Source organism: Nonomuraea fastidiosa (assembly GCF_042751225.1).
GTDB classification, from domain to species: domain Bacteria; phylum Actinomycetota; class Actinomycetes; order Streptosporangiales; family Streptosporangiaceae; genus Nonomuraea; species Nonomuraea fastidiosa.
On sequence record NZ_CP170570.1, the window covers coordinates 1,733,289 to 1,758,010 of the forward strand.

Genomic DNA, 24,722 nt, shown 5'->3' on the forward strand with positions numbered 1-24,722 from the left:
GGCGATCCGACCGCCCCGCGCCGTGCGCTGCCCCGGCCGCCACCCCGAGCGGCACGCCACCCCAAGCGGCCAGCCACCCCGAGCAGCGCGCCGCTCCAAGCGGTGGGCCACCCCTGGCAGTGAGCCTCCGCAACCGTGAGCTGCTCCGCAGCAGGGGGCTGCTCACGAGCGGCCGGTCACCCCACGCGACGCACCACCCCCACGCGGCCGGTCACCCCGAGCAGCCGGCAGCCCCGAGCACGGGGGCCGGGACAGCCGGGCGGTGAGCGGACTGGGGCGGTTCTGTCGGTGGCGGGAGCTATACAGGGGGTATGACCGACAAGCCGACGAGCGAGGACTTCCTTCGCTTGGCTGATCCGATGCGGCGCGAGCTGTTCGCGCACTGTTACCGCATGATGGGCTCGGTGCACGACGCCGAAGACCTCGTGCAGGAGACGTACCTGCGTGCGTGGAAGGCGTACGAGGGCTTCGAGGGGCGTTCGTCCCTGCGCACGTGGCTCTACCGCATTGCGACGACCACGTGCCTGACCGCGCTCGACAGCCGTAACAAGCGCCCGCTGCCGACCGGGCTCGGCGCTCCCAGTCAGGAGGCGACCGCGCCGCTCGTCCGCGACGAGGAGGTGCCGTGGCTGGAGCCGGCGCCGGATGACCTGCTGGGCGCCGGGGCCGACGACCCGGCGGCGATCGTGACCTCGCGCGAGAGCATCAGGCTCGCGCTGATCGCCGCGCTGCAGCACCTGCCGCCCCGCCAGCGCGCGGTGCTGGTGCTGCGCGACGTGCTCAAGTGGAAGGCCGCCGAGGTGGCCGAGGCGGTGGGGGTCTCGACGGCGGCGGTCAACAGCCTGCTGCAGCGGGCCCGCGCCCAGCTCGACGAGGTGGCGCCGAGCCTCGACGACCCGGTGGAGCCGCTGACGCCGGAGCAGCGGGAGCTGCTCGACCGTTACGTCGCCGCGTTCGAAAATTACGACGTCGACGGCCTGGTCCATCTGTTCACCGAGGACGCTGTCTGGGAGATGCCGCCGTTCGTCGGCTGGTACCAGGGGCCGGAGACGATCGCCGAGCTCACCAGGACGCAGTGCCCGGCCGAGCGGGCGGGCGATCTGCGCCTGGTGCCGGTGGCGGCCAACGGCCAGCCGGCCTTCGCGGTCTACCTCCGCAAAGACGGCGTCTACGGTCAGTTCGCCATCATGGTGCTGACCCTGTCGGGCGACCGCGTCAGCCACGTCGGCATGTTCTTCGAGGAGAAGCTGTTCGAGGCGTTCGGCCTCCCGCCGAAATGGGAGGGTTCCGAAACAAACTAGAACCGATTACAGTCGCGCCAGAGCATCCTTCTGGAGGCGGCTATGGGCACACCCGTGATCGTCGAGGCCGTACGCACCCCCATCGGCAAGCGGGCCTGGCTGGCGCACCTGAAACCGCAACAGGTTCTGGCCACGGCGCTGAACGGGCTGATCGACCGCGCGGGCATCGACCCCGCGATCGTCGGGCAGGTGTTCACCGGCTGCGTGACGCAGGCGGGCGAGCAGGGCGGCCACGTCGGCAGATACGCCTGGCTCTACGCCGGCCTGCCCCACGAGACCGGCGTCACCACGGTCGACGCCCAGTGCGGCTCGTCGCAGCAGGCGGTGCACCTCGCGGCGGCGCTGATCGCGGCGGGCGTGATCGAGGCCGGCGTGGGCTGCGGCGTCGAGGTCATGAGCCGGGCGCCGCTGGGCAGCAACGTGCGGCCCGCCGAGCCGCGTCCCGACGACTGGAGCATCGACCTGCCCGACCAGTTCACGGCGGCCGAGCGCATCGCGCGGCGGCGCGGGCTGACGCGCGAGCGGCTCGACTGGTTCGGGGCCCGCTCGCAGCGGCTCGCCGCCAAGGCGTGGGCCGACGGGCGGTTCGAGCGGGAGATCGTGCCGGTCGGCGACGTACGCAAGGATCAGGGCCTGCGCGAGACCACCGTCGAGGGCCTGGCCGGGCTGAAGCCGGTGGTGGAGGGCGGGCTGCACACCGCCGGCACCTCGTCGCAGATCTCCGACGGCGCGGCGGCCGTGCTGGTGATGAGCGAGGAGGCGGCGCGGCGGCACGGCCTGCGTCCCCGGGCGCGCATCCTGGCCCAGGCGCTGGTCGGCGCGGAGCCGTACTACCACCTCGACGGGCCGGTGGCGGCGACGGCGAAGGCGCTCGCGACGGCCGGGATGACGATCGGCGACATCGACAGGTTCGAGGTGAACGAGGCGTTCGCGTCGGTCGTCCTGTCCTGGGCGAGCGTGCACGAGCCCGACTTCGACCGGGTCAACGTCAACGGCGGCGCGATCGCGCTCGGCCATCCGGTGGGCGCGACCGGCGCCCGCCTGATCACCACGGCGCTGCACGAGCTGGAGCGCGCGGACCTCGGCACCGCGCTCGTCTCGATGTGCGCGGGCGGCGCGCTGGCCACCGCGACCATCCTGGAACGCATCGGCTGACCGCCCACCACAAGGCACCACGGAGCACCACGAATCGGGGGCACATGAAGACCAGGCGCAGACCGTACGCGGAGCAGCGTCCGCAGGACCTCGGCGGCGGGGTGTGGAGCGTGCCGGTGCCGATCCCCGGCAACCCGCTCGGCTACACGCTCGTGTACGCCGTCGAGTCCCCCAGAGGCCCCCTGCTGATCGACGCCGGGTGGAACCACCCCGACGCCTGGGACGCCCTCTCCGGCGGCCTGGCCGTGCTGGGCCTCGACGTCACGACGGTGAGCGGGGTGGTCGTCACCCATTTCCATCCCGACCACGCCGGCCTCGCCGGGCAGGTCCGCGAGGCGTCCGCTTGCTGGATCGCCATGCACGAGGACGACGCGGCGCTGGTCAGGCTCATGACCGAGTACGCCGCGAGCGAGCAGGACGACTTCCAGAGCGACATGCTGCGCCGCGCCGGGGCCGACCCGAGCGAGGCCAGGCAGGTCATGGGCACCAGGCCCGTGCCACCTGCCATGCCCGACCGCGAGCTGCGCGACGGCGACCTGGTGGACCTGCCGGGTCGCGAGCTGCGGGCCGTGCACACGCCGGGTCACACGCCCGGCCACATCTGCCTGCATCTGGAGGACGCGGACCGGCTGTTCACCGGCGACCACGTCCTGCCCGACATCACCCCGCATGTGGGCATCTACCCCTACGATCGCGACGACGTCGATCCCCTGAGCGACTTCCTGGACTCGCTCGATCGCGTCGCCGACCTCTCCGCGTCGTGCGGTCCCCTCGACGCGCTCCCCGCTCATGAGTGGATATTTCCGGATGTTGCGGCGCGCGCCGCCGAGATCCGCCACCATCACGAGGAGAAACTGGAACGGCTGCGCGACCTGCTCGCCCGGCAGGCGCAGCCGCTGACCATCTGGGAGGTCGCCGCGATGATGACGTGGAACCGGCCGTGGGGCGAGCTGCCCCCGGCCTTGCGAGGCATGGCGGCCGGGGAGGCCGCCGCCCACCTGCGTACGCTGGAGGCGCGCGGCCAGGTGCGCCGGCACGCAGGGGTCGATCCGGTCCGCTTCCAGGCTCTAAACTCCTAGACATCCGATGTCTAGGGAGAAGAGTGTGGCGGTCACCGACGCGGCCATCGACAAGATCAAGCAAATGATCGTCTCGGGCGAGCTGGCGCCCGGCGACCGCCTGCCCAAGGAGGCCGACCTCGCCGAGCGGCTCGGCCTGTCGCGCAACTCGCTGCGCGAGGCCGTGCGCGCGCTGTCGCTGATCAACGTGCTCGACGTGCGCCAAGGTGACGGCACGTACGTCACCAGCCTGGAGCCCCGGCTGCTGCTCGACACCATGTCGTTCGTGCTCGACCTGCACCGCGACGACACCGTGCTGCAGTTCTTCGAGGTACGTCGCATCCTCGAGCCGGCCGCCACCGCGATGGCCACCGAGCAGATGACCGACGCCGACATCGAGGAACTGCGGGTGATCCTCGAAAAGCTGCCCGATGAGCCGACGGTCGAGGAGCTGGTGGCCAACGACCTGGAGTTCCACCACCGCATCGCGCAGGGCTCGGGCAACAGCGTGCTGTGCTCGTTCATCGAGAGCCTGTCGGGGCCGACCACCCGGGCCAGGATCTGGCGCGGGCTCACCCAGGAGGGGGCGATGGAGAAGACGCGCGAGCAGCACACGGCGATCTACGAGGCCATCGCCGCCCGCCAGGCCGACGTGGCGCGTTCATGGGCGACCGTGCACATCGCGGGCGTCGAGGCGTGGCTGCGCCGGGCCCTGGAAATGGACTGAGCGGACGACCACACATCGGAGGAATCACCCCGCCAGTCAGTGGATCAGCCCGGGAAGGCCCATCCGGCGCCCACCCCGGGCTCTCCCGTGACACCCCGCCCCCGGGCGCTCCCAGGCGGCGCTTCACGGGTCGGTGAGCGGGTGAGTCGGCACCACGTCGGGCTCCAGGTCGCGGTAGACACGATCGGCGGGCTCGGCTGCGGGTAGGACCGGTCTTGTGCCCGGCAAACTGACGAAGTATCGGAGCAAACGCGACCCCAGCCGCACGCCTGAGCCCGTCCCCGGCACCCCATCCGCCACCCCGGGCGGCGACGCGTTCGTCATCCAGGAGCACCATGCCCGCTCCCTGCACTGGGACCTGCGGCTCGAACGCGACGGCGTGCTCGTCTCCTGGGCGGTGCCCAAGGGCCTGCCCGCCGACCCCGGCACCGACCACCTCGCCGTGCACACCGAGGACCACCCGATGGAGTACCTCACCTTCCAGGGCGAGATCCCCCAGGGCGAGTACGGCGGCGGCACCATGACCGTCTGGGACAGCGGCACGTACGAGACGGAGAAGTGGTCGGAGGACGAGGTCAAGATCGTGCTGAACGGCGAGCGGGCCTCCGGCCGGTTCGTGCTGTTCAAGACCAGGGGCGACAACTGGATGATCCACCGGATGGGCGCGGCGGTCCGCGATCCGTTCCCCGACCTCGCGCCCATGGAGCCGACCGAACGGGCCAGGCCGCCAAGGAACGTCGCGGACCACGCCTTCGAGTTCGCCTGGGGCGGGCGGCGGCTGCTGGTGCCGATCGACGGCGGGCGTACCGAGGCGGCCCGCGAGCACCCGTGGCTGCGCGAGCTGGCCGAGTCGTTCGGCAGCCGCACGGCCGTGCTGGACGGCGAGCTGGTCACGCTCGGCGGCGCGGAGCTGCTCGTCTTCTACGACCTGCTGTACGACGACGGCCACGCGCTGACCGGCGAGCCCTACAGCGTGCGTCGGGCCGCCCTGGAGGCGCTCGACCTGGCCGGCGGCCACTGGCAGACCGCGCCGTCGTGGCCAGGGGAGTTCGCGCCGGTCCGGCAGGCCGCCAAGGAGCAGGGGCTGCCGGGGGTGGTGGCCAAGCGGCTCGACTCGCCGTACGAGCCGGGCCCGTCGAAATCCTGGCTGTTCATCCCCTCCTGAACGAAGAGTTTCAGGCCGAGACGCCGGAGCCGCGCGACCACGAAGCCGGAGCCCCCGCCTCCCCCAGCATCCGACTACAGCATCCAACTGCAACGTCCGGCTACAGCATCCAACTACGGCATCCAACTTCAGCATCCAACTTCGGCGGCCGACCACAGCATCCGGCTACAGCATCCGACCACAGCGGCCGACCACAGCGGCCGACTACAGCAGCCCCTCCGACGCCAGGTCCTCCCACAGCTCGTCCGGCACCGGCCGCGCCCGCAGCGCGGCGTTCTCCCGCACCTCCTGCGGGCTGCGCGCCCCCACGACGATCGTCGCGACCGCCGGGTGCCGCAGCGGGAACGCCATCGCCGCCTGCGGCAGCGTGACGCCGTGGCGCTCGCACACCGCGGCGATCCGCCGGGCCTTGGCCACCACGTGCTCGGGCGCGGGCAGGTAGTCGAAGGTGCCGCCCGGCTCGTGGGTGGCCAGCAGCCCGCTGTTGAACACCCCGGCGGCGAGCACTTTGACACCCCGCCGCGCGCACTCCTCCAGCAGCGGCAGGCCGGACTGGTCGAGCAGCGTGTAGCGTCCGGCCAGCATGACCACGTCGATGTCGGTCTCGCGGACGAAGCGCAGCGGCACCTGCCACTGGTTCATGCCGACGCCGACCGCGCGGATGCGGCCCTCGGCGCGCAGCTCGGCCAGCGCCGGGTACGCCTCCTTGATCGCCTGGTCGGCGTGGTCGTCGGGGTCATGGATGAAGGCGATGTCCACGCCGGGCAGGCCGAGGCGGTCGAGGGACTCCGCCAGCGACGTGCGTACGCCGCCCGCGGAGAAGTCCCACACCCGCTCCAGGTCGTCGGGCTCGGCGAAGCCCAGCTCCTCGCGCCCGCCGGCCTTCGAAGGACGCAGCCGGCCGGCCGCAGCAGCCGGCCGACCTTCGTCGACAGCAGGTAACCCGACCGGCCGGCCAGCGCCGCGCCGATCCGCCGCTCCGACACGCCGAGGCCGTAGTGGGGGGCGGTGTCGTACAGGCGGATGCCGCTCTCCCAGGCGGCCTCGACGGTGGCGCGCGCCTGCTCCTCGGCCACCGCGTCATAGAGGTTGCCGATGGGAGCGCCGCCGAAGCCGACGCGGGGCAGCTCGATCCGGTCCATCAATCTTGTGCCTTTCCTCCGGCGATTCTGCTGATCATGAGCGCGACGAGGATGATGGAGCCGTAGATGACCGGCTGCCAGAAGCCCGAGACGCCGATGAGCGTGAGGATGTTCTGCACCAGGCCGATCACCAGCACGCCGGTGAGCGCGCCAAGGATCGTGCCCTTGCCGCCGTCCATGCTGACACCGCCGATGACGGCCGCGGCGAACACCATGAAGATCCAGCCGACGCCCTGGTTGTTGCCGATGGCGCCGAGCCTGCCGGTCTCCAGCACGCCGGCCAGCGCGGCGAGCGTGCCGCCCAGGATGAACACGCCGTACAGGACGCGGTCCACCCTGATGCCGGCGGCGCGGGCGGCGTCGAGGTTGCCGCCGATCGCGTACAGCGCGCGGCCGAGCCGAAGGTAGCCGAGGCCGAAGATGCCGGCCGCGAACAGCACGCCGGCGATCCAGATCGAGGCCGGCAGCCCCAGCCACATGGCGCTGCCCAGGTAGAGGATCGACTCGGGGAGCTGGAACAGCGTCTTGCCCTCGGTCGGTCCCTGGAGCAGCCCGTGCACGATGATCAGCATGGCCAGCGTGACGATGAACGCCGAGAGCTGGAACCGTATGATCAGGAAACCGTTGAACGCGCCGATCGCGGCCCCGATGAGCAGCGCCAGCGGGATCGCCAGCGCCCCCGGCAGCCCGATGCCGAACCCGCCGGCCGACACCGGGATGACCAGCATCACCGCGATCGCGGGCGCGGTGCCGACCGTCGACTCCAGCGACAGGTCGAACTTGCCGGCGATCAGGATCATCGCCTCGGCCAGCACCAGCAGCGAGATCGCGGCCTGCTGCTGGAGCACGTTCGTCAGGTTGCCCGGCGTCAGGAAGGTCGGGTCGAGGAACGCGCCGACGACCAGCAGGAGCACGATCACCGGGACGAGCGTCAGATCGCGGAACTTGGCCAGCCGCACCCGAGGGGCCGGAGCCGTCAAAGCAGTCACTCTTCTATGCCTTCCATCACGGCCACGAGCTCGTGGTCACTCCAGCCACGCGGCACCTCCTTGACGACCCTGCCGTGGAACATCACCAGCACCCGGTCGCAGATCCGCAGGTCGTCGAGCTCGTCGGAGACCACCACGGCCCCCGCGCCGCGCTCGACGGCGTCCTCGACGGCGCCGAGCAGGGCCTGCTTGGCCTTGACGTCGACGCCGGCGGTCGGATTGATCACCACCAGCACGGCCGGGTCGTCCACCAGCGCCCGCGCGAACACCACCTTCTGCGCGTTGCCTCCCGACAGGTCGCCCACCGGCTGGTCGGGGCCTTCCGTCTTGATGTCCAGGGAGGCGATCAGCCGCTCGGCCGTGGCGCGCCGCCGCGCGGGCGAGACGACGCCGAAGCGGCCGAGCTTGCGGGCGATCGGGAACGTGGCGTTCTCCCCCACCGACAGCAGCGGCACGAAGCCCTCGTGGTGGCGGTCCTGCGGCACGAACCCGAGCCCGGCCCGCATCGCCGCGGGCACGTCGCCGGGCTTGACCCGGGTGCCGTTGACGGTGACCGTCCCGGCGTCCGCCTTGCGCAGGCCGACCAGGGTCTCGGCGAGGCTGACCTTGCCGCTGCTCGCCGAGCCGGCCAGGCCGACGACCTCGCCGGACCTGACCGCGAGGTCGATGGCGGAGTAGCGGTCGGCCAGCGACAGCCCCTTGCCCTCCAGCACCACGCGCTCGCCCGGCGTGTGCTCGCGGGCCTGGTACTCGGTCGTGGCCTCGCCGGTCATCGCCGCCACCAGCTCGTCGTGCGGCAGGTCGGCGACCGGGCTGGTCAGGACGTGCCGGGCGTCGCGGAAGACCGTGACGCTCTGGCAGATCTCGTAGACCTCGTCGAGGTGGTGGGAGATGTACATCATGGTCACGCCCTGCTCGCGCAGCGAGCGCATGCGCGCGAACAGGCGCTCGATCGCCGGCCCGTCGAGCCGCGCGGTGGGCTCGTCCAGGATGATGAACCTGGCGCCGAACGACAGCGCGCGGGCGATCTCCACGAGCTGGCGCTGCTCGACGCTGAGGTCGCCGGCCAGCGCCTGCGCGTCCACGTCCACCTCGTACGTGTCCAGCAGCTCCCTGGCCCTGGCCCGCAGCGCCCGCCAGTTGATCTTCTGCCCGTCGGACTGGCGGTTGAGGAACAGGTTCTCGGCGACGGTCAGGGCCGGGATGATCGTGGACTTCTGGTAGACGCAGGCCACCCGCCGCCGCCAGGCGTCACGGTCGCCGAGCGGCGGCGCGGGCTCGCCGGAGAAGCGCACCTCGCCCTCGTCCGGGCGTTGCAGCCCGGTCAGGATCGACACCAGCGTGGACTTGCCCGCGCCGTTCCTGCCGACCAGCGCATGCGTCTCGCCCTCGGCGATCGCGATGTGCGCGCCGTCGAGCGCGGTCGTCGGGCCGAAGCGCTTGACCACGTTCCTGGCTTCGACGTGAACGTTCATCACTGGGCCTGGTTGCCCCAGAGGGCCTTGTCGTCCACGTTCTCCTTCGTCACGAGCGGCGCGGGGAGCTGGTCCTCCAGGCCGTTCGGAAGCTGGATGATCGTGCTGTCGTGGTCGGTCGGGCCGGGTTGGAACGTCTTGCCCTCGGCCGCGGCCTTGGCGTAGTAGAGGGCGTACTTGGCGTACAGGTCGGCCGGCTGCGAGACCGTCGCGTCGATCTCGCCCTTGCGGATCGACTCGAACTCCTGCGGGATGCCGTCGTTGGAGACCACGAAGATGTGCTTGGGGTCGTCCGGCGGGACCAGCAGACCCTTCTGCTTGAGCACCTGCAGCGTCGGCGCCAGGTGCACGCCACCCGCGTGCATGTAGATCCCCTTGATGTCGGGGTTCTGCTCCAGGCGGGTCTGCAGCATCGACGCGGCCTTGGTGCCCTCCCACTCGGTCGGCTCGCTGAACACCGTGATGTCAGGGAACTTGGTCTTCATGCAGTCCAGAAACGCCTCCGACCTGTCGCGGCCGTTGATCGAGCCGAGCGAGCCCTGGAGCTGCACCACCTTGCCCTTGCCGCCGAGCTTCTCGCCGAGGAACTCGCAGGCCTTGGTGCCGTACGCGCGGTTGTCGGCGCGTACGACCATGTAGACCTTGCCCTTGTCGGGACGGGTGTCCACGGTGACGACCGGGATCTTCTTGTTCTCCAGCTGCTGCAGGATGTTGGCGACGGCGCCGGTGTCCTGCGGGGCCATGACGATGACCTTGGCGCCCTGGCCGATCAGCGCCTGCACGTTGTTGACCAGCTTGGCCACGTCGTTCTGCGAGTTCGTGGCGGGCATGAGGTCCACCTTGAGCTCTTCGGCCATCTGGGGGACGTACTTGATGTAGGAGTTCCAGAAGTCGGAGTCGGCGCGGGGGTGGTCGATGCCGACCTTTCCGCCGCCGCCTCCTCCTGCCGTCGTGGCGCCTGAACCGCACGCGGTCATAGCCGCCAGCAGGGCCGCTGCCGCGACCGCCCGTCCGAACTTCATGGGGGGTACCTTCCTTAGTCGCCTGGCCCTCCGGCCGGAGGGCCATCGGCCTTGGTCGCCCGGCCCTCGGGGCGGAGGACCGTCGGCCTTTCGTCGCCTGACCCTCGGGGCGGAGGGCCGGTCGGCTTTTCGTCGCCTGACCCTCGGGGCGGAGGGCCGGTCGGCCGGCGGCCTCGCGGGTCGCCGGCCACAGGTCGGGGCCTTCGCACGTCTCCCGCCGCTCGGCCGGCGGGTCTTCGAGATCGCGGGGTCGTCGGTCAGGTGGATGGACGTAGCCGCAGGCCCTGCATGCCGCCGTCGACCGCGAGCGCCGTGCCCGTGGTCGAGGCGGACTCGGGGCTCGCGAGGTAGGCGATCGCCGCGGCGACCTCCTCGGCGGTGACCAGGCGGCCCATGGGCTGCCTGGCGTTGAGCGCCGCGCGTTCTGCCTCGGGGTCGTCGGCCGCCTCCAGCAGCCTGGCCACCCACGGGGTGTCGGCGGTGCCGGGGTTGACGCAGTTGACCCGGATGCCCTCGCGCAGGTGGTCGGCGGCCATGGCGAGCGTCAGCGACAGCACCGCGCCCTTGGTGGCGCTGTAGAGCGCGCGCTGCGGCAGCCCGGCGGTGGCGGCGATCGAGCAGGTGTTGACGATCGCGGCGTGCTTGGATTGACGCAGGTACGGCAGCGCGGCGCGGGCCACCCTCACCATGCCGACCACGTTCACGTCGAAGACCCGATGCCACTCCTCGTCCGGGTTGTCCTCGATCGTGCCCTGCGCGCCGATGCCGGCGTTGTTCACCAGCACGTCGATACCGCCGAGCCGCTCGGCCGCCTCGGCGACCGCGGCCCGCACCGCGGCGTCGTCCGTGACGTCCGCCTTGATCCCGATGAACGGCTCGCCCGGCGGGTTGAGGTCGAGGCAGGCGACCCGCATGCCGCGTACGTGCAGCGCCGAGGCCGCCGCCAGGCCGATGCCCGAGCCGCCGCCGGTCACGATCGCCTTCAGGCCGTCACTCATGCGTCGTCACCTCCATGGGAGTCCGTCCTCCAGACCTCGCCGCCGGGGAAGGTGTGGGCGGCGATCGACTCCGGGCGCATCTCCGCGCTGAAGCCCGGCCGCGACGGCGCCATGTACCTGCCGTCCTTGATGACCACGGGGTCGACGAAGTGCTCGTGCAGGTGGTCGACGTACTCGATGACCCGGCCGTCCATCGTGCCGCTGACCGCCACGTAGTCGAACATCGCCAGGTGCTGCACCAGCTCGCACAGCCCCACGCCGCCCGCGTGCGGGCACACCGGCACCCCGAACTTGGCCGCGAGGAGCAAGATCGCGAGGTTCTCGTTCAGCCCGCCCACGCGGGCGGCGTCGATCTGCAGGTACGACAGCGCCTCGGCCTGCAGCAGCTGCTTGAACACGATGCGGTTCTGGACGTGCTCGCCGGTCGCCACCGGGATCGGCGCGATGCCCCGCGCGATGGCGGCGTGTCCGAGCACGTCGTCGGGGCTGGTCGGCTCCTCGACCCAGTGGGGGTCGAACTCGCGCAGCGCGTTCACCCATTCGATGGCCGAGCCGACGTCCCAGCGCTGGTTGGCGTCGATCGCGATGGGGAAGCCGTCGCCGCAGACCTCCCTGGCGGCCCTGAACCGCCGCCGGTCGTCGTCGAGGTCCGCGCCGACCTTGAGCTTGATCTGGCCGAACCCCTGCTCCAGGGCCTCCTTGCAGAGCCTGCGCAGCTTCTCGTCGTCGTAGCCGAGCCAGCCGGGCGACGTCGTGTACGCCGGGTAGCCGGTCTCCTGCAGCCGGGCGATGCGCTCGGCCTTGCCGCTCTCGGCCGCCCGCAGGATCGCCAGGGCGTCGTCCTTGGTCAGCGCGTCGCTCAGGTAGCGGAAGTCGATCAGCTCGACGATCTCCTCCGGCGACATGTCCGCGAGCAGCCGCCAGATCGGCTTGCCCGCCCGCTTCGCCTTGAGGTCCCACAGCGCGTTGACCACGGCGGAGATCGCCATGTGCATGACGCCCTTCTCCGGGCCCAGCCAGCGCAGCTGCGAATCGTTGATCATCTCGTGGTAGAGCGCGCCGAGGTCCTCGGCGTCCTTGCCGATCACGTACGGCCGCAGCGCCCCGATCGCCGTGGTCTGCACGTCGTTGCCGCGGCCGATGGTGAACGCGAAGCCGTGGCCCTCGTAGCCGTCGTCGGTCTTGAGCACCACGTACGCGGCCGAGTAGTCGGGGTCGGGGTTCATGGCGTCGGAGCCGTCGAGGTGGCGGGAGGTGGGGAAACGCACGTCGTGCGTCTCCATGTCGACGATCCGGTACGCCCCTGCGGCCGTCATGCCTGCCCCACCGTCTGGCGCTGGCGGCCCAGGCCCTCGATCTCCAGCTCCATCACGTCGCCCGCGCGCAGGTACGGCTGGTCGGGACGGCCCATGGCGACCCCGGCGGGCGTACCGGTGTTGATCACGTCGCCCGGCTCCAGCACCATGAACTGGCTCAGGTACCGCACGATCTCCGCCACATCGAAGATCATGTTCTTGGTGTTGCCGTCCTGGCGCAGCTCGCCGTTCACCCACAGGCGCATCGCGAGGTTCTGCGGGTCGCCCACCTCGTCCGCCGTCACCAGCCAGGGGCCCAACGGGTTGAACGTCTCGCACGACTTGCCCTTGTCCCACTGGCCGCCGCGCTCAAGCTGGAACTCCCGCTCGGACACGTCGTTGGAGATCGCGTACCCGGCGACGACCTCCAGCGCCTCCTCCCGGCTGCCGAGGTAGCGCGCCTCACGTCCGATGACGATGGCCAGCTCCACCTCCCAGTCGGTCTTCACGCTGCCGCGCGGCACGAGCACCTCGTCGTACGGGCCGACCATGGTGTTGCTCGCCTTCATGAACACCACCGGCTCCGTCGGCACCGCGGCCCCGGATTCGGCGGCGTGGTCGCTGAAGTTGAGCCCGATACACACGATCTTTCCCGGCCGCGCGATCGGAGCTCCGACCCTCAGCCCTTCGGCTTCGACGACGGGCAGGTCACCCCGTTCCAGCGCCTCCCGTACCCGCGCCACACCACCGGAGGCGAGAAATGCCCCGTCGATCTCGGGCTCGCCAATGTCACGCAGGTTGCCGGCGTCGTCCATGACCACCGGTCGTTCCTGGCCGACAGGTCCTACTCGCAGCAGCTTCACACCGCATCCTTCGCCTATACATCGGATGTCTCGCCTCACGATGCTCGTGCGGGCATGTGCAACGTGTCAAGGGCCACTCCCCGGAAGGCCGCTCCGAGCACCTCCACGGCGACCCTGGCGCGACCTGTCGTCCGATGTTTCGCCACCACCACGCGAAGGGGTCGGCCAGGCACCCGAGGGCCGAAATACGCCTGAACCGCCTATTTCTGACCCTTCACACCATCGACGACATAATCCCCGAGCCAGAAACCACCGAGGCCCTGACCGAAAACCCGCAGCCTTAAATCCATGCCCATTCCTTGGGATGACCTCCGAGCTCTTGGGCGCAAAATCGGCCACGAAATGGGGATGCAGCGGGAAGAGCCCGCACCCGTCCTTGACGGGCGTACAACCACGTAATAGAACACGTTTCAGGAATTGCTTGACCAAGCGCTTGACCTACGAGGTGACCCCGCGTGCACATCGACCTGGTCGACAGGGACCTTTACGCGACCGCAGGACCCCCTCACGCCCAGCTCGCCTGGCTGCGCGCGAACTCACCGGTCCACTGGCACGACGGCGAGCCGGGCTTTTGGGCCGTGACCCGCTACGACGACGTCGTGCACGTGTCGCGGCACTCCGAGCTCTTCTCCTCCCACCGCAGGCTCGCTCTTTTCGACGAGTTCGAAGAGGACCAGATCGCGCTGCAGCGCCTGATGATGCTCAACCAGGACCCGCCCGAGCACACCAGACGGCGCGCCCTGGTGAACCGGGGATTCACCCCGCGTACGATCGGCGCACTCGAACAGCACATCCGCGACATCTGCGACGACCTCCTCGACAAGGTGTCCGGCGAGGTCGACTTCGTCACCGAGATCGCCGCGCCCCTCCCCCTGTACGTGATCTGCGAGCTGCTCGGCGCTCCCGTGGCCGACCGCGACAAGCTGTTCACCTGGTCCAACCGCATGATCGGCGCCCAGGACCCCGACTACGCCCCCAGCCCGGAGGAGGGCTCGGACGCGGCCATGGAGGTGTACGCGTACGCCAACCAGCTCGCCGCGCAGCGCCGCGCCAACCCCAGGGACGACATCGTCACCCGGCTCCTCCAGCCCAACGAGAACGGCGAGACCCTCGGCGAGGACGAGTTCGACCTGTTCGTCCTCCTGCTTGTCGTGGCCGGCAACGAGACCACGCGCAACGCGGCCTCCGGCGGCATGCTCGCCTTCTTCGAGCACCCCGGCCAGTGGGACCGGCTGATCGCCGACCCCACACTGGGCAAGACGGCCGCCGACGAGATCGTCCGCTGGGTCTCGCCCGTGAACCTCTTCCGCCGCACCTCCACCACCGACCAGGTGCTCGGCGGGCAACAGATCAAGGAGAACGACAAGGTCGTCGTCTTCTACGCCTCCGCCAACCGCGACGCCTCCGTCTTCCCCGACGGCGACGTCTTCGACATCGGCCGCGACCCGAACCCCCACATCGGCTTCGGTGGCGGCGGCGCCCACTTCTGCCTCGGCAACCACCTCGCCCGGCTCGAACTCCGCGTCCTCTTCGAACAGCTCGCCCGCCGTTACCCCCGCATCCGCCAGACCGGCGCGGCCCGCCGCCTCCGCTCGAACTTCATCAACGGCATCAAAGAACTCCCGGTGAGCGTCGGCTGACCGACCCTTCGGACAGGCGACCCGCACGCGGCGCGGGCGCCGCACCGGGCGTACAGCGCACGGGGGAACGGAGCAAGCTCAGGACAGCACGAGCGCCCGCGCGGTGCGCGGCGCGGGCGCCACAGCGGACACTCCGTCTGCGGAGGCAGCCCAAGCGCCTGCGCGGTCCACGCGCTGCGGTCATGCGCTGCGGTCCATGTGCTGCGGTCCGTGTGCTGCGGTGCCTGTGCTTGAGCGGTCCGCGCGCTGCGGTCCATGCGCTGCGGTGCCTGTGCTTGCGGTCCGTGCGTTTGAGCGGTCCCTGCGTCGAGTAGCTCACAAGCCGAGGCGGTGCACGCATCGGATCACCCCCGCACTGGGCGCACGCGAGGTAGCCAGCACGTGAGCTGGGCAGCGCGCACTGGGCACCCCAGGCAGCGGCGACGGCTCGCACACCGGGCGCACGCGTGCTGGACAGGCGCGCTGGGCAACCCAGGCGGCAAGGGCAGCTCGCACCACCAGGCAGCACACCCGCTGAGCGACCCACACGCCGAGGACAGCCCACGCGCCAGGGACAGCCCACACGCCGGGAGCAGCCCACGCGCCAGGGACAGCCCACGCCCCGAGGACGACCCACCCGCCGGTAGACCCACACACGAGGCCCGTGCGCTGGGGCGACCTACATGCCCGAGACGGCCTGCACGCCGAGAGCAGCCCACACGCCGGGAGCAGCCCACACGCCGGGAGCAGCCCACGCGCCAGGACAGCCCGCGCGTCGAGAGCGGCCGGCGCAACAACCCGCCACATGGCAGACCGCCTGCAGCGACCGGCCCTTACAGCAGCCGCCGACTCCCCTCACCCGCACGGCGATCGGCCCCTCACCGTGACCGGCCCCCGCAGCGAACGACGGAGGTGGGCGGTGTGTTCGCGAAGGTGGCCTCAGGCAGGGGAACCCGTGCGAAGGGGGTAGCCGTCCGCGGGGCCGGCCCGAAGGCGGCCGTGGACAGGGCGAGTCCGCGACCAGGAGGTGACCGGCCGCCCGGGTCAGCCGGAAAGAGGGCTCTGGGAGGGGTCAACGGTAGCGGGATCTTCGGCGGGCGGCGCGGATGCGGGCGAGGATGCGGGTGGTCACTTGGGGGGCGGGTCGCCAGCCTTGCTCGATCAGGGTGTCGGCCACCTGGTGGAGGAGGCCGGCGATCTGGCCGGGGATGACGTCTCGGCGGACGGCGATCACCCGCCAGCCCTGGCGGCGCAGCTCCTCGCGGCGGTCCGCGTCGCGTTGCTGGTCGGTCGGCGAAGTGTGGTGTTCGCGCCCGTCGTACTCCACGGCGACCTTGAACTCCTCCCAGCCCAGGTCGAGATAGGCGCAGCGGTCGTCGCCCAACTGCACCTTGATCTGGGTGGTGGGTCTGGGGAGGCCGCCGTCCACGAGGATGACCCGCAGCCAGCTCTCCCGTGGGGAACCGGCTCCCTTGTCGGCGAGGCTGAGGGTGTCGCGCAGGCGCCAGGAGTTGAGCGGACGATGCCGCAGCGCCTCCATGTCGACGCCCCGCCGCGCGAACTGGTCGAGGATGGCCACCGCCTCCATGCGAGGCAGCCAGCGGGCGCAGTCGAGGGCTGTGCGCTCCCTGGTCGTGAGACGGACGCCCTTGTGGTCGGTGACGTCCTCCTGCGGGAGCGGGGCCAGGTACGTCACGCAGTCGGCGACCGCCAGGTAGCTGGGAGCGATCACTTCGACGGGCCACTCGGACTCGGGGGTGGTCAGAGCCTGCAAGCCCCAGATATGAGCGGCCGTACGACCGCAGGCCACGGCTTGAGGGATGGCCGAAGTGATCCGACGGGCGCGTTCCGTCAGGGACACGGTCGTTCCCATGCCTACGAACGCGGTCGTATCGAGCTGTGAGGATGTGGTCGTTCCGGGGTCTGCGGGTCCGGTCGTACCGGACCCTGAGGATGTGGTCGTTCCGCGGTTTGAGGATCCGGTCGTACCGGCGTCGGGAACGGGTGCGTGCGCGAACGGTTGCCAGGTGGTTGAGCTCCTGAGGGGCTTGGTGGGATGAGCCATGGGTTGAGGGTGGCGGAGGGTGGCCGGTTGCGGAGGGGCCGAGCGTGGTTCTGTGGATGAAGTGAGGTATCCACAAGCCTGTTGTTCGGCCCTCTCCGTCGGCCAACTTGGCCTCTCCCCGTCGGCCAGCCCGGCCCCTTCCCGGCGGCCAACTCGGCCTCTCCCCGTCGGCCAGCCCGGCCCCCTTCCGGCGGCCAACTCGGCCTCTCCCCGTCGGCCGGCCCGGCCCCTTCCCGGCGGCCAGCCCGGCCCCTCTCCGTCGGCCAGCCGATCCTTCCCGGCGGCAAGCTCGGTCCTTTCCACCCCGGCTTGCCTTTTGGGCCCAGTCGCTTCGCCGCTCATTGGGCTCGGTGAGCGGGGCTCCTGGACCGTCAGGGGTGGAGGGTCAGGCCCTTGAGGGATTTGTCGACGGGGGTCTTGGGGCCGTAGACGGAGACGCCGACCAGGTTGAGGTCCTCGGCCGAGTACGCCCGTACGGCGGCGCGGTTGTCCTCGTCGTTGCCCGTCTTGAACATCTCCTCGGTGTAGACCGCCACGCGCAGGTCCCGCGCCTTCGCCTTCTCCCGGACTTTGCGCAGCTCATCGAGGTCCGCCTGATAGATGACCACGGGCTGGCGGAACATCGGCAGGTACGGGTTCCCCGACCCGTCCTCGTAGTCCTCCCCCATCACCTCGGGCACCCCGCCGGCGATGGCGCTGGCGAGGAAGGCGGTGACGTTCAGGCGCTGCCAGGCGGCGAGGTCCGAGCGGACGACGATGCCGATTTTGGTGTCGAAACGCATGTTCGGCAGCATTCCGGGCCTGGGTGTCATCCGTATAGAACGCTCGTGCGCCACCGCCGGCCCGGCCCCGAGCGCCCAAGCCCGGGCACTCGGGCGCCCCGCCGCGAGACCCCAGCGCGCCAGATCTCAGCGCACCAGACCTCAGCGCACCAGACCTCAGCGCACCAGACCTCAGCGCACCAGACCTCAGCGCACCAGACCTCAGCGCACCAGGCCCCAGCGCGCCAGGCCCCAGCGCGCCCCTACGCGGCCAGGATCGGCTGCCAGTTCGGGACCTCGTGGTAGCGGCGCAGCTCCGCCAGCCCCGCCACGATCCCGCCCCACGCCGCGTACGGCGGCCGGGACTCGTCGAACCCGCTCTGCACCAGCGTCAGCCGCGTCTTACCGCCGGACCCCTCCAGCTCCCAGGTGCCGACGCCGTTCTCGCCCCAGCCGATGGAGAGCTTGCGGGCGGGCTCCAGCTCCAGGATCTTGGCGGGGTCGGGGTCGTTGTCGAAGCCGCCCATGGCGAACCGCCCGCCGACGTGCGGCTCGATCTCGATGGGGTACCCGAACCACTTGGTGACCGCCTCCGACGACGTCAGCGACTCGAAGATCCGCTCGGGCGAGGCCGCGATCTCGACGCTGGTGCGCAGCTCGGCCGAGGTGAAGTCGGTCTTCTCGGTGAGCGGGCGGCCTTCGAGGTACTCGGCGAGGTTGGCGAGCACCAGGCACCAGTACGTCTGGAGCACGCCCCTGATGCTCTTGCCGGTGATGACGTCCTGGAAGTCGAAGTGCGTCTGCGACAGCGTCACCACGGTGTGGTCACCGTCGGCCTCCCAGGTCAGCTCGCTGGTGGTCTCCTCGCCGTCGAGCAGCCAGGCGAAGCGCAGCGTGCGCTCGTCGGCGTGCAGCAGCCGCTGGTGCGGCGCGTCGCCCTCGGGCGTCGTACGCCCCCAGAACGCGAAACGTCCCGCCTCGAGGTCGACGTCCACGTGCTCGGCCAGCCAGACGCGCAGCGCGTCGGGGTCGGTGAGCGCGCGGCGCACCTGGTCGGCGGTGGCGGGGATGCGGGCACGAAGAATCATCGGCTCATTCATCGTCTGGTTCTCCTTCTGGCTGGGGTACGGCGTGGGGGTAGCAGGCGACCGCCAGCTTGAAGGCGTCGCCCTCACTGCCGCCGTAGCGGGTGAAAAGGTCTTGCAGCGTGGTCTGAAGCTCGTTCAGGAACTCCTGCCGCCGCTCCGGGAGCACGCGGATCTCGCCGGACAGGCCGATCGACGGGAGCTCGGGGGCGCTGCGGTCGAGCGCCGCGATGTCCGCCTGCACCTCCTCCATGAGGTCGAGCAGGTAGCCGAGGCTCAGCTCGTCGCGGACCTTGCGCAGCCCGATGCGGCCGACGAGGCGCGGCGACAGCCAGTACGACCGTGCGCCGGCCTGGTAGATGCCCTCGTGGACGCCGCGCACCTTGCGCTCGGCCACCTGGTCCACCAGCCCCGCCTCGACCAGCCGTTTGACGTGGTAGTAGACCCGCTGCGGCGTCTGGCCGAGCGCCTGCGCGACCTCTGAGCAGGTGCGGGGCTCGGCCAGCTGCCGCAGCACCTCCACGCGCTGCGGCTTGAGCAGGGCTTCGGCCTGCTCGATCTCTTCCAGGTACAGGACGTCTCTCATTGCAAAAATCATGTTTTACGTAAAAACTGGCTTTGTCAATAGCATGGGAAGGGTGACGCACGACTGGTCCCGCTACTGGAGGTCGCCCGACCGGCCTCTGGAGGCCATGCACGCCCACTTCGAGCGGCACGTCTACCACCGGCACAGCCACGAGACCTACTCGTTCGGGGTCACCGAAGACGGAGCCCAGTCGTTCACGTGCCGGGGTGCGGCGCACACGAGCGCCGCCGGGATGATCATGGCTTTCAACCCCGAGGACCCGCACGACGGGCACGCCGCCAACGCGCTCGGGTTCACGTACCGGATGGTGCACATCGGTCCCGAGCTGGTGGCGGACGCGCTGGAGGACGCGACGGGACGGCGTACGGGTCTGCCCCTCTTCGCCGCACCCGTGGTGGACGATCCGGCCCTCGCGGGCGCGCTACGCGCCCTGCACGCCGCGCTCCTCGACGAGACCGGCCGCGCGACCGCTCTGCGCCGTGACGAGCTGCTCGCCGCCACGATCGCGCAGATCGTACGGCGTGCCGCCGCCTCCCCTATCGCGACCGCCCGCGTACGCCCCCATGCGGTGGCCGCCCGCGCCAGGAGCGTCCTGCACGACCGCCTGACCGACGATCTCACCATCGACGACCTCGCCAGGGCGGCGGGAGCCAGCCGGTACGCGGTCTACCGCGCCTTCCACGACGCCTACGGCCTCGCGCCCAGCGACTACCAGCGTCAGCTCCGGCTCAGGAGGGCCCGCGACCTGATCGCGTCCGGCACGCCCATCGCGCAGGCGGCCGCGTTGGCGGGCTTCGCCGACCAGAGCCACCTGACCCGGTGGTTCACCCGCTGCTTCGGCCTGACGCCGGGGGCCTACCGCGCCGCCATCACCACCAACCGCTGAGCGTCCCCCGGGCACCTCGGTCGCGGTCGGACGTGACACCTCGCGGTCAGGCGTGCCGTCTCGCGATCGAGGGCGCCGCCTCGCACCTCTCGGCCGAAGGCGACGCTAGGAGGCGCCGGCCAACGCCGGAGAAGAGCGCCGGGAAGGAGGCGGAAGGCGCGAGGGAAGGGGCCGGCGAGCGTCGGGGAGCCGCTGGGAAACCTCAGGGTCAGGGCCAGGAGCTGTCGTCGTGGGGGTCGCCGCCGTCCCTGAGCAGCCGCAGATCCGCCTCCACCATCATCGCCACCAGCTCGTCGAACGACACCTTCGGCTCCCAGCCGAGCTGCGCCCGCGCCTTCTTGGGGTCGGCGCACAGCAGGTCGACCTCGGCGGGCCTGTGGAGGGTCGGGTCGGTGACGACGTACTGCTCCCAGTCGAGCCCGGCCGCGCTGAAGGCGGCCTCGACGAGCTCGCGCACCGACTTCATACACCCGGTGCCGATGACGTAGTCCTCGGGGTGATCGGCCTGCAGCATCAGGTGCATGGCCTTGACGTAGTCGCCGGCGAAGCCCCAGTCGCGCCGCGCCTCCAGGTTGCCGAGCCGCAGCTCGCTGGCCAGCCCGAGCTTGATCCTGGCCACGCCGAGCGAGACCTTCCTGGTGACGAACTCGGCGCCGCGGCGCGGCGACTCGTGGTTGAACAGGATGCCGGAGACGGCGAACATCCCGTAGGACTCGCGGTAGTTCTGGGTGAGGAAGTGGCCGTACGCCTTGGCCACGCCGTACGGGGAGCGCGGGTGGAAGGCGGTGCGCTCGTTCTGCGGGGTCTCGCTGACCTGCCCGAACATCTCGGAGGACGAAGCCTGATAAAAGCGGATCTGTCCGCCGGAGGCCGAGCCGCCCCGCGACACGCCCGAGCACACCCGGATGGCCTCCAGCATGCGCAGCACGCCCATCCCGGTCACCTCGGCCGTGAGCTCCGCCTGCTCCCACGACATCGGCACGAACGAGATCGCGCCCAGGTTGTAGACCTCATCGGGTTGAACGCGTTCCACCGCCGAGATCAGCGACCCCTGGTCGAGCAGGTCGCCCCGCACCACCTGGACGTCGGAGAGCAGCTTGCGCATCCGCGACACGCGCGGGTTCGCCTGACCGCGGGCCAGGCCCCAGACCTCGTACCCCTGCTCCAGGAGATGCTCCGCCAAGTAAGAACCATCCTGGCCGGTGATTCCGGTGATCAGAGCGCGCCTGGCCAAGGGGTCCTCCAACGATCGCCTGCCCCATCCCTCAGGGACGGAATGTACCGCCAAGCACCTCTACGAGGCACCAAGTCGTCTAGAACACGTTCCACCGAACCACACTCGGTCACGAAGATGTCGCAGTTCGCACGCCCTGTGACAGTGTTTGTGAACAATTCCAGCCGACCTACCGAATGGTAGCCTTTTCGGACTAAGGTCATCTGCCACGGTACACGCCCGATCCTGGGCCCTACCGGCGGAGAAAGGGGTGTCCGTGCGGGAGCCAAAGCTGCGGATCGCGCTTCTGTCCTACCGCAGCAAGCCCACCTGTGGTGGTCAGGGTGTCTATCTCCGTCATCTCAGCCGGGAACTCGTCGCGCTCGGGCATCACGTCGAGGTCTTCTCCGGCCAGCCGTACCCCGAGCTGGACGAAGGCGTCATCCTGCAGAAGGTGCCGAGCCTCGACCTCTACCGCGACGAGGACCCGTTCCGCACCCCCAAACTGCACGAGTACCGCGACTGGATCGACTGGCTGGAAGTCGGCACGATGTGGACGGCCGGCTTCCCCGAGCCGCTGACGTTCACCCTGCGGGCCTACCGCGAGCTGAAGAAACGCGTCGGCGACTTCGACGTCGTCCAGGACAACCAGACCCTCGGTTACGGCCTGCTCGGCATCAAGCGGCTGTTCCCCGTGGTCGGGACCATCCACCATCCGATCAGCGTGGACCGCCGCATCGAGCTGGAGGCCGCCGAGGGCGCCAAGAGGCTGAGCCTGCGCCGCTGGTACGGCTTCGTGAAGATGCAGGCCCGCGTCGCCCCCAGGCTCAGCCCCATCCTCACGGTCAGCGAGTCGTCGCTGGCCGACATCCACCGGGACTTCAACGTCCCCCAGGCCAACATGCGGCTGATCCCGCTCGGCGTGGACACCCGCTACTTCCACCCCCGCCCCGAAAAGCCGCGGCGCAAGGGCTCGATCGTGGCGGTGGCCAGCGCGGACTCGCCCATGAAGGGCGTGGCCACGCTGCTGCGCGCGGTGGCGAAGCTGGCCACGGAACGCGACGTGCACCTCACCGTCGTCAGCAAGCCCACCCCCGGCGGCCCCACAGAGCAGCTGGTGCAGGAGCTGTCGCTGCAGGACAGGGTGCGCTTCGTGCACGGCATCTCCGACGACGAGCTGGGCGAGCTGATCGCCACCTCGGAGATCTCCGTCGTGCCCTCCCTGTACGAGGGCTTCTCCCTGCCGGCCGTCGAGCACATGGCCTGCGGCACGCCGCTGGTCGCCAGCCGTACGGGCGCGCTGCCCGAGGTGGTCGGCGACGCGGCCGTGCAGGTGCGGCCGGGCGACGCCGAAGAGCTGGCCGCGGTGCTGCGCCGCCTGCACGACTCGCCCGAGGAGCGCGAGCGCGTGGGCAAGGCGGGCTACGACCGTGTCATGGAGCGCTACACCTGGCACGTCGTGGCCAAGCGGACCGTCGAGGCGTATCACGAGGCCATCGAGAACCACAAGAGGAGAGGCAAGTAGTGCTGACCGTGGACTTCGCCCGCCTTCCCGTGGGCCCCGGCGTGCGCGTGCTCGACCTGGGCTGCGGCGGCGGCAGGCACGCGTTCGAGGCGCTGCGCAGAGGCGCCGACGTGACGGCGTTCGACATGGACCAGTCGGAGCTGGACAGCGTCGCGGCCATGTTCACGGCCATGGACAAGGCGGGCGAGGTGCCGGAGGGCGCCACCGGGGAGATCGTCCAGGGCACGGCGCTGGACATGCCGTTCGAGGACGGCAGCTTCGACCGGGTGATCGCGGCCGAGGTCCTCGAGCACATCCCCGACGACATGACGGCCATGCGGGAGATCTTCCGCGTGCTGCGTCCCGGCGGCACGGCGGCGGTGACGGTGCCGAGCTTCCTGCCCGAGCGGATCTGCTGGGCGCTGAGCGAGGCGTACCACACCGCGCCGGGCGGCCACGTGCGCATCTACACGCTGGCCGAGCTGTCGGCGAAGCTGAAGTCCGTCGGGTTCGAGATCGGGCCGCACCATTACGCGCACGGCCTGCACTCGCCGTACTGGTGGATCAAGTGCGCGGTCGGCGTGAACAACGACGACCACCCGCTCGCCAAGGCCTACCACCAGCTCCTGGTGTGGGACATCATGAAGCGCCCCGCCGCGACCAGGATCGCCGAGAGCCTGCTCAACCCGATCATCGGCAAGAGCGTGGTCCTCTACATCAGGAAGCCATGATCTCCCGCGCGGAGGTCGTGCGGACGGCCGAGAGCATCGCCGCGATCCAGCAGGAGGACGGCGGCGTTCCGTGGCCCGAGGGTCACGTCGACGCGTGGAACCACGTCGAGTGCCTGATGGCGATGTCCGTGGCCGGCCTGCGCGAGCCGGTACGCCGCGGCTACGCCTGGCTGGCCCGCCACCAGCGCACCGACGGCTCATGGCCGATGAAGCTGGTGGGCGGCGAGCCCGTCGAGCGGGGCGGCGAGACCAACCACGCCGCCTACGTCGCGGTCGGCCTCTGGCACCACCACCTCGTCACCGGCGATCGGGGCTTCACCGAGGAGCACTGGCCGATGGTCAAGGCCGCGCTCGACTACGTGGCGGGGCTGCAGACCGAGCGGGGCGAGATCGTCTGGGAGCGCGACGCGCAGGGCAGGGCCGCCTCGTACGCGCTGCTGACCGGATGCTCCTCCATCCACCAGGGGCTGCGCTGCGGTGTGCTGCTGGCCGAGCTCCTGGGCGACCCGCAGCCGCACTGGGAGCTGGCGGCCGGGCGGCTGGCCCACGTGGTGGCGGCGCACCCGGAGGCGTTCGCCGACAAGAGCCGCTTCTCGATGGACTGGTACTACCCGGTGCTGGGCGGCGCCGTACGCGGGCGTCAGGCGGTCGAGCTGCTGGAGCGCGAGTGGGAGACGTTCGTGGTGCCGGGGCTCGGCATCCGGTGCGTCTCCGACCAGCCGTGGGTCACCGGGGCCGAGACGTGCGAGCTGGTGCTGGCGCTCGACGCGCTGGGCGACACCGAGCGGGCCAAGGCCCTCTTCACCGACGTACAGCACCTGCGGCACGAGGACGGCTCGTACTGGACGGGCTGGCAGTTCGCCAACCAGCGGCACTTCCCGCACGAGCGCTCCGGCTACACCGCCGCGGCGGCGGTGCTGGCGGCGGACGCGCTGCTCGGGCTGTCGGGCGGGTCGGGGATCTTCCGCGACGTGGACGGGACCGCCGTGTCCGATCCCGAGGTGTGCGGGTGCGCGGCCGTACGCGGGGCCGAGGAAGGCCGCTGACCGGCGCCCGAGCCCGCCGTACGCACGTCGTACGCA

The 24,722-nt window shown here is 70.7% G+C and carries 22 protein-coding genes and 1 pseudogene; 10 read left to right on the forward strand and 13 right to left on the reverse strand.

Features of this window, described 5'->3' with window-relative positions; genetic code table 11:
• Window positions 1-311 precede the first annotated feature (311 nt).
• From ACFMQL_RS07780 to ACFMQL_RS07800, 5 genes are all read left to right on the forward strand, one after another.
• Window positions 312-1,301 carry a sigma-70 family RNA polymerase sigma factor gene (locus tag ACFMQL_RS07780; protein ID WP_364059236.1) on the forward strand — a complete coding sequence of 330 codons (990 nt, stop codon included), beginning with the start codon at window positions 312-314 and terminating at the stop codon, window positions 1,299-1,301.
• A 42-nt stretch (window positions 1,302-1,343) separates the two neighbouring features.
• Window positions 1,344-2,456 (forward strand): steroid 3-ketoacyl-CoA thiolase, encoded by a 1,113-nt coding sequence (locus ACFMQL_RS07785; protein WP_378785073.1) that lies wholly within the window; start codon window positions 1,344-1,346, stop codon window positions 2,454-2,456.
• Between the two features lie 44 nt (window positions 2,457-2,500).
• Window positions 2,501-3,535 (forward strand): MBL fold metallo-hydrolase, encoded by a 1,035-nt coding sequence (locus ACFMQL_RS07790; RefSeq protein ID WP_364059242.1) that lies wholly within the window; start codon window positions 2,501-2,503, stop codon window positions 3,533-3,535.
• Between the two features lie 25 nt (window positions 3,536-3,560).
• Window positions 3,561-4,241: a FadR/GntR family transcriptional regulator gene (locus ACFMQL_RS07795; protein WP_364059245.1), complete on the forward strand. Its 681-nt coding sequence runs from the start codon at window positions 3,561-3,563 to the stop codon at window positions 4,239-4,241.
• Window positions 4,242-4,458: 217 nt separating this feature from the next.
• Window positions 4,459-5,406 (forward strand): DNA polymerase ligase N-terminal domain-containing protein, encoded by a 948-nt coding sequence (locus tag ACFMQL_RS07800; RefSeq protein ID WP_364059248.1) that lies wholly within the window; start codon window positions 4,459-4,461, stop codon window positions 5,404-5,406.
• A gap of 204 nt (window positions 5,407-5,610) precedes the next feature.
• On the opposite strand, the gene ACFMQL_RS07805 is transcribed toward ACFMQL_RS07800, so the two are convergent.
• The 8 genes and pseudogenes from ACFMQL_RS07805 to ACFMQL_RS07840 form a co-directional block, all read right to left on the reverse strand.
• On the reverse strand, window positions 5,611-6,237 hold the full coding sequence (locus tag ACFMQL_RS07805) for an aldo/keto reductase (protein WP_378785075.1): 627 nt from the start codon (window positions 6,235-6,237) through the stop codon (window positions 5,611-5,613).
• Between the two features lie 149 nt (window positions 6,238-6,386).
• Window positions 6,387-6,548: pseudogene (locus ACFMQL_RS07810) on the reverse strand (aldo/keto reductase); the annotation flags it as partial.
• Complete coding sequence (locus tag ACFMQL_RS07815) at window positions 6,548-7,537, reverse strand: ABC transporter permease (RefSeq protein ID WP_364059254.1); 990 nt, start codon at window positions 7,535-7,537, stop codon at window positions 6,548-6,550. The pseudogene ACFMQL_RS07810 and the gene ACFMQL_RS07815, both read right to left, overlap by 1 nt.
• Complete coding sequence (locus tag ACFMQL_RS07820) at window positions 7,534-9,012, reverse strand: sugar ABC transporter ATP-binding protein (RefSeq protein ID WP_364059257.1); 1,479 nt, start codon at window positions 9,010-9,012, stop codon at window positions 7,534-7,536. Before ACFMQL_RS07820 ends, ACFMQL_RS07815 begins: the two co-directional genes overlap by 4 nt.
• A complete protein-coding gene (locus ACFMQL_RS07825; protein ID WP_378785076.1) occupies window positions 9,012-10,034 on the reverse strand; it encodes a sugar ABC transporter substrate-binding protein in 1,023 nt (340 codons plus the stop codon). Before ACFMQL_RS07825 ends, ACFMQL_RS07820 begins: the two co-directional genes overlap by 1 nt.
• Window positions 10,035-10,291: 257 nt before the next feature.
• On the reverse strand, window positions 10,292-11,032 hold the full coding sequence (locus tag ACFMQL_RS07830; RefSeq protein WP_364059263.1) for an SDR family oxidoreductase: 741 nt from the start codon (window positions 11,030-11,032) through the stop codon (window positions 10,292-10,294).
• Entirely contained in the window at window positions 11,029-12,348 is a 1,320-nt protein-coding gene (locus tag ACFMQL_RS07835; protein WP_378785077.1) for an enolase C-terminal domain-like protein, read from the reverse strand. The genes ACFMQL_RS07830 and ACFMQL_RS07835 overlap by 4 nt, the downstream gene beginning before the upstream one ends.
• Window positions 12,345-13,190: a fumarylacetoacetate hydrolase family protein gene (locus tag ACFMQL_RS07840; RefSeq protein WP_364059269.1), complete on the reverse strand. Its 846-nt coding sequence runs from the start codon at window positions 13,188-13,190 to the stop codon at window positions 12,345-12,347. The genes ACFMQL_RS07835 and ACFMQL_RS07840 overlap by 4 nt, the downstream gene beginning before the upstream one ends.
• Window positions 13,191-13,645: 455 nt before the next feature.
• Here ACFMQL_RS07840 and ACFMQL_RS07845 point away from each other — a divergent pair, with 455 nt between their 5' ends.
• Complete coding sequence (locus ACFMQL_RS07845; RefSeq protein ID WP_364059272.1) at window positions 13,646-14,830, forward strand: cytochrome P450; 1,185 nt, start codon at window positions 13,646-13,648, stop codon at window positions 14,828-14,830.
• A 1,051-nt stretch (window positions 14,831-15,881) separates the two neighbouring features.
• On the opposite strand, the gene ACFMQL_RS07850 is transcribed toward ACFMQL_RS07845, so the two are convergent.
• From ACFMQL_RS07850 to ACFMQL_RS07865, 4 genes are all read right to left on the reverse strand, one after another.
• Window positions 15,882-16,583, reverse strand: coding sequence for a DUF559 domain-containing protein (locus ACFMQL_RS07850; RefSeq protein ID WP_364059275.1), 702 nt, complete (start codon window positions 16,581-16,583; stop codon window positions 15,882-15,884).
• Window positions 16,584-17,245: 662 nt separating this feature from the next.
• Window positions 17,246-17,656, reverse strand: coding sequence for a DUF2000 domain-containing protein (locus tag ACFMQL_RS07855; protein ID WP_364059278.1), 411 nt, complete (start codon window positions 17,654-17,656; stop codon window positions 17,246-17,248).
• A gap of 242 nt (window positions 17,657-17,898) precedes the next feature.
• Entirely contained in the window at window positions 17,899-18,735 is an 837-nt protein-coding gene (locus ACFMQL_RS07860) for an SRPBCC domain-containing protein (RefSeq protein WP_378785078.1), read from the reverse strand.
• Complete coding sequence (locus ACFMQL_RS07865) at window positions 18,728-19,306, reverse strand: helix-turn-helix domain-containing protein (protein WP_364059284.1); 579 nt, start codon at window positions 19,304-19,306, stop codon at window positions 18,728-18,730. Before ACFMQL_RS07865 ends, ACFMQL_RS07860 begins: the two co-directional genes overlap by 8 nt.
• 43 nt (window positions 19,307-19,349) lie before the next feature.
• On the opposite strand from ACFMQL_RS07865, the gene ACFMQL_RS07870 reads away from it, so the two are divergent.
• Window positions 19,350-20,192 (forward strand): AraC family ligand binding domain-containing protein, encoded by an 843-nt coding sequence (locus ACFMQL_RS07870; protein ID WP_378785079.1) that lies wholly within the window; start codon window positions 19,350-19,352, stop codon window positions 20,190-20,192.
• A 208-nt stretch (window positions 20,193-20,400) separates the two neighbouring features.
• Here the strand turns inward: ACFMQL_RS07870 and ACFMQL_RS07875 are convergent, their stop codons facing one another.
• Window positions 20,401-21,426: a GDP-mannose 4,6-dehydratase gene (locus tag ACFMQL_RS07875; RefSeq protein ID WP_364059290.1), complete on the reverse strand. Its 1,026-nt coding sequence runs from the start codon at window positions 21,424-21,426 to the stop codon at window positions 20,401-20,403.
• Between the two features lie 250 nt (window positions 21,427-21,676).
• Here ACFMQL_RS07875 and ACFMQL_RS07880 point away from each other — a divergent pair, with 250 nt between their 5' ends.
• The 3 genes from ACFMQL_RS07880 to ACFMQL_RS07890 are packed head-to-tail and all read left to right on the forward strand — an operon-like array spanning window position 21,677 to window position 24,686.
• Window positions 21,677-22,930, forward strand: coding sequence for a glycosyltransferase family 4 protein (locus ACFMQL_RS07880; protein ID WP_364059293.1), 1,254 nt, complete (start codon window positions 21,677-21,679; stop codon window positions 22,928-22,930).
• Window positions 22,930-23,640 (forward strand): methyltransferase domain-containing protein, encoded by a 711-nt coding sequence (locus ACFMQL_RS07885; protein WP_364059296.1) that lies wholly within the window; start codon window positions 22,930-22,932, stop codon window positions 23,638-23,640. The genes ACFMQL_RS07880 and ACFMQL_RS07885 overlap by 1 nt, the downstream gene beginning before the upstream one ends.
• The gene (locus ACFMQL_RS07890; RefSeq protein ID WP_364059299.1) at window positions 23,637-24,686 is read left to right on the forward strand and encodes a prenyltransferase; all 1,050 of its coding nucleotides are present in this window, start codon (window positions 23,637-23,639) and stop codon (window positions 24,684-24,686) included. The genes ACFMQL_RS07885 and ACFMQL_RS07890 overlap by 4 nt, the downstream gene beginning before the upstream one ends.
• Window positions 24,687-24,722 lie beyond the last annotated feature (36 nt).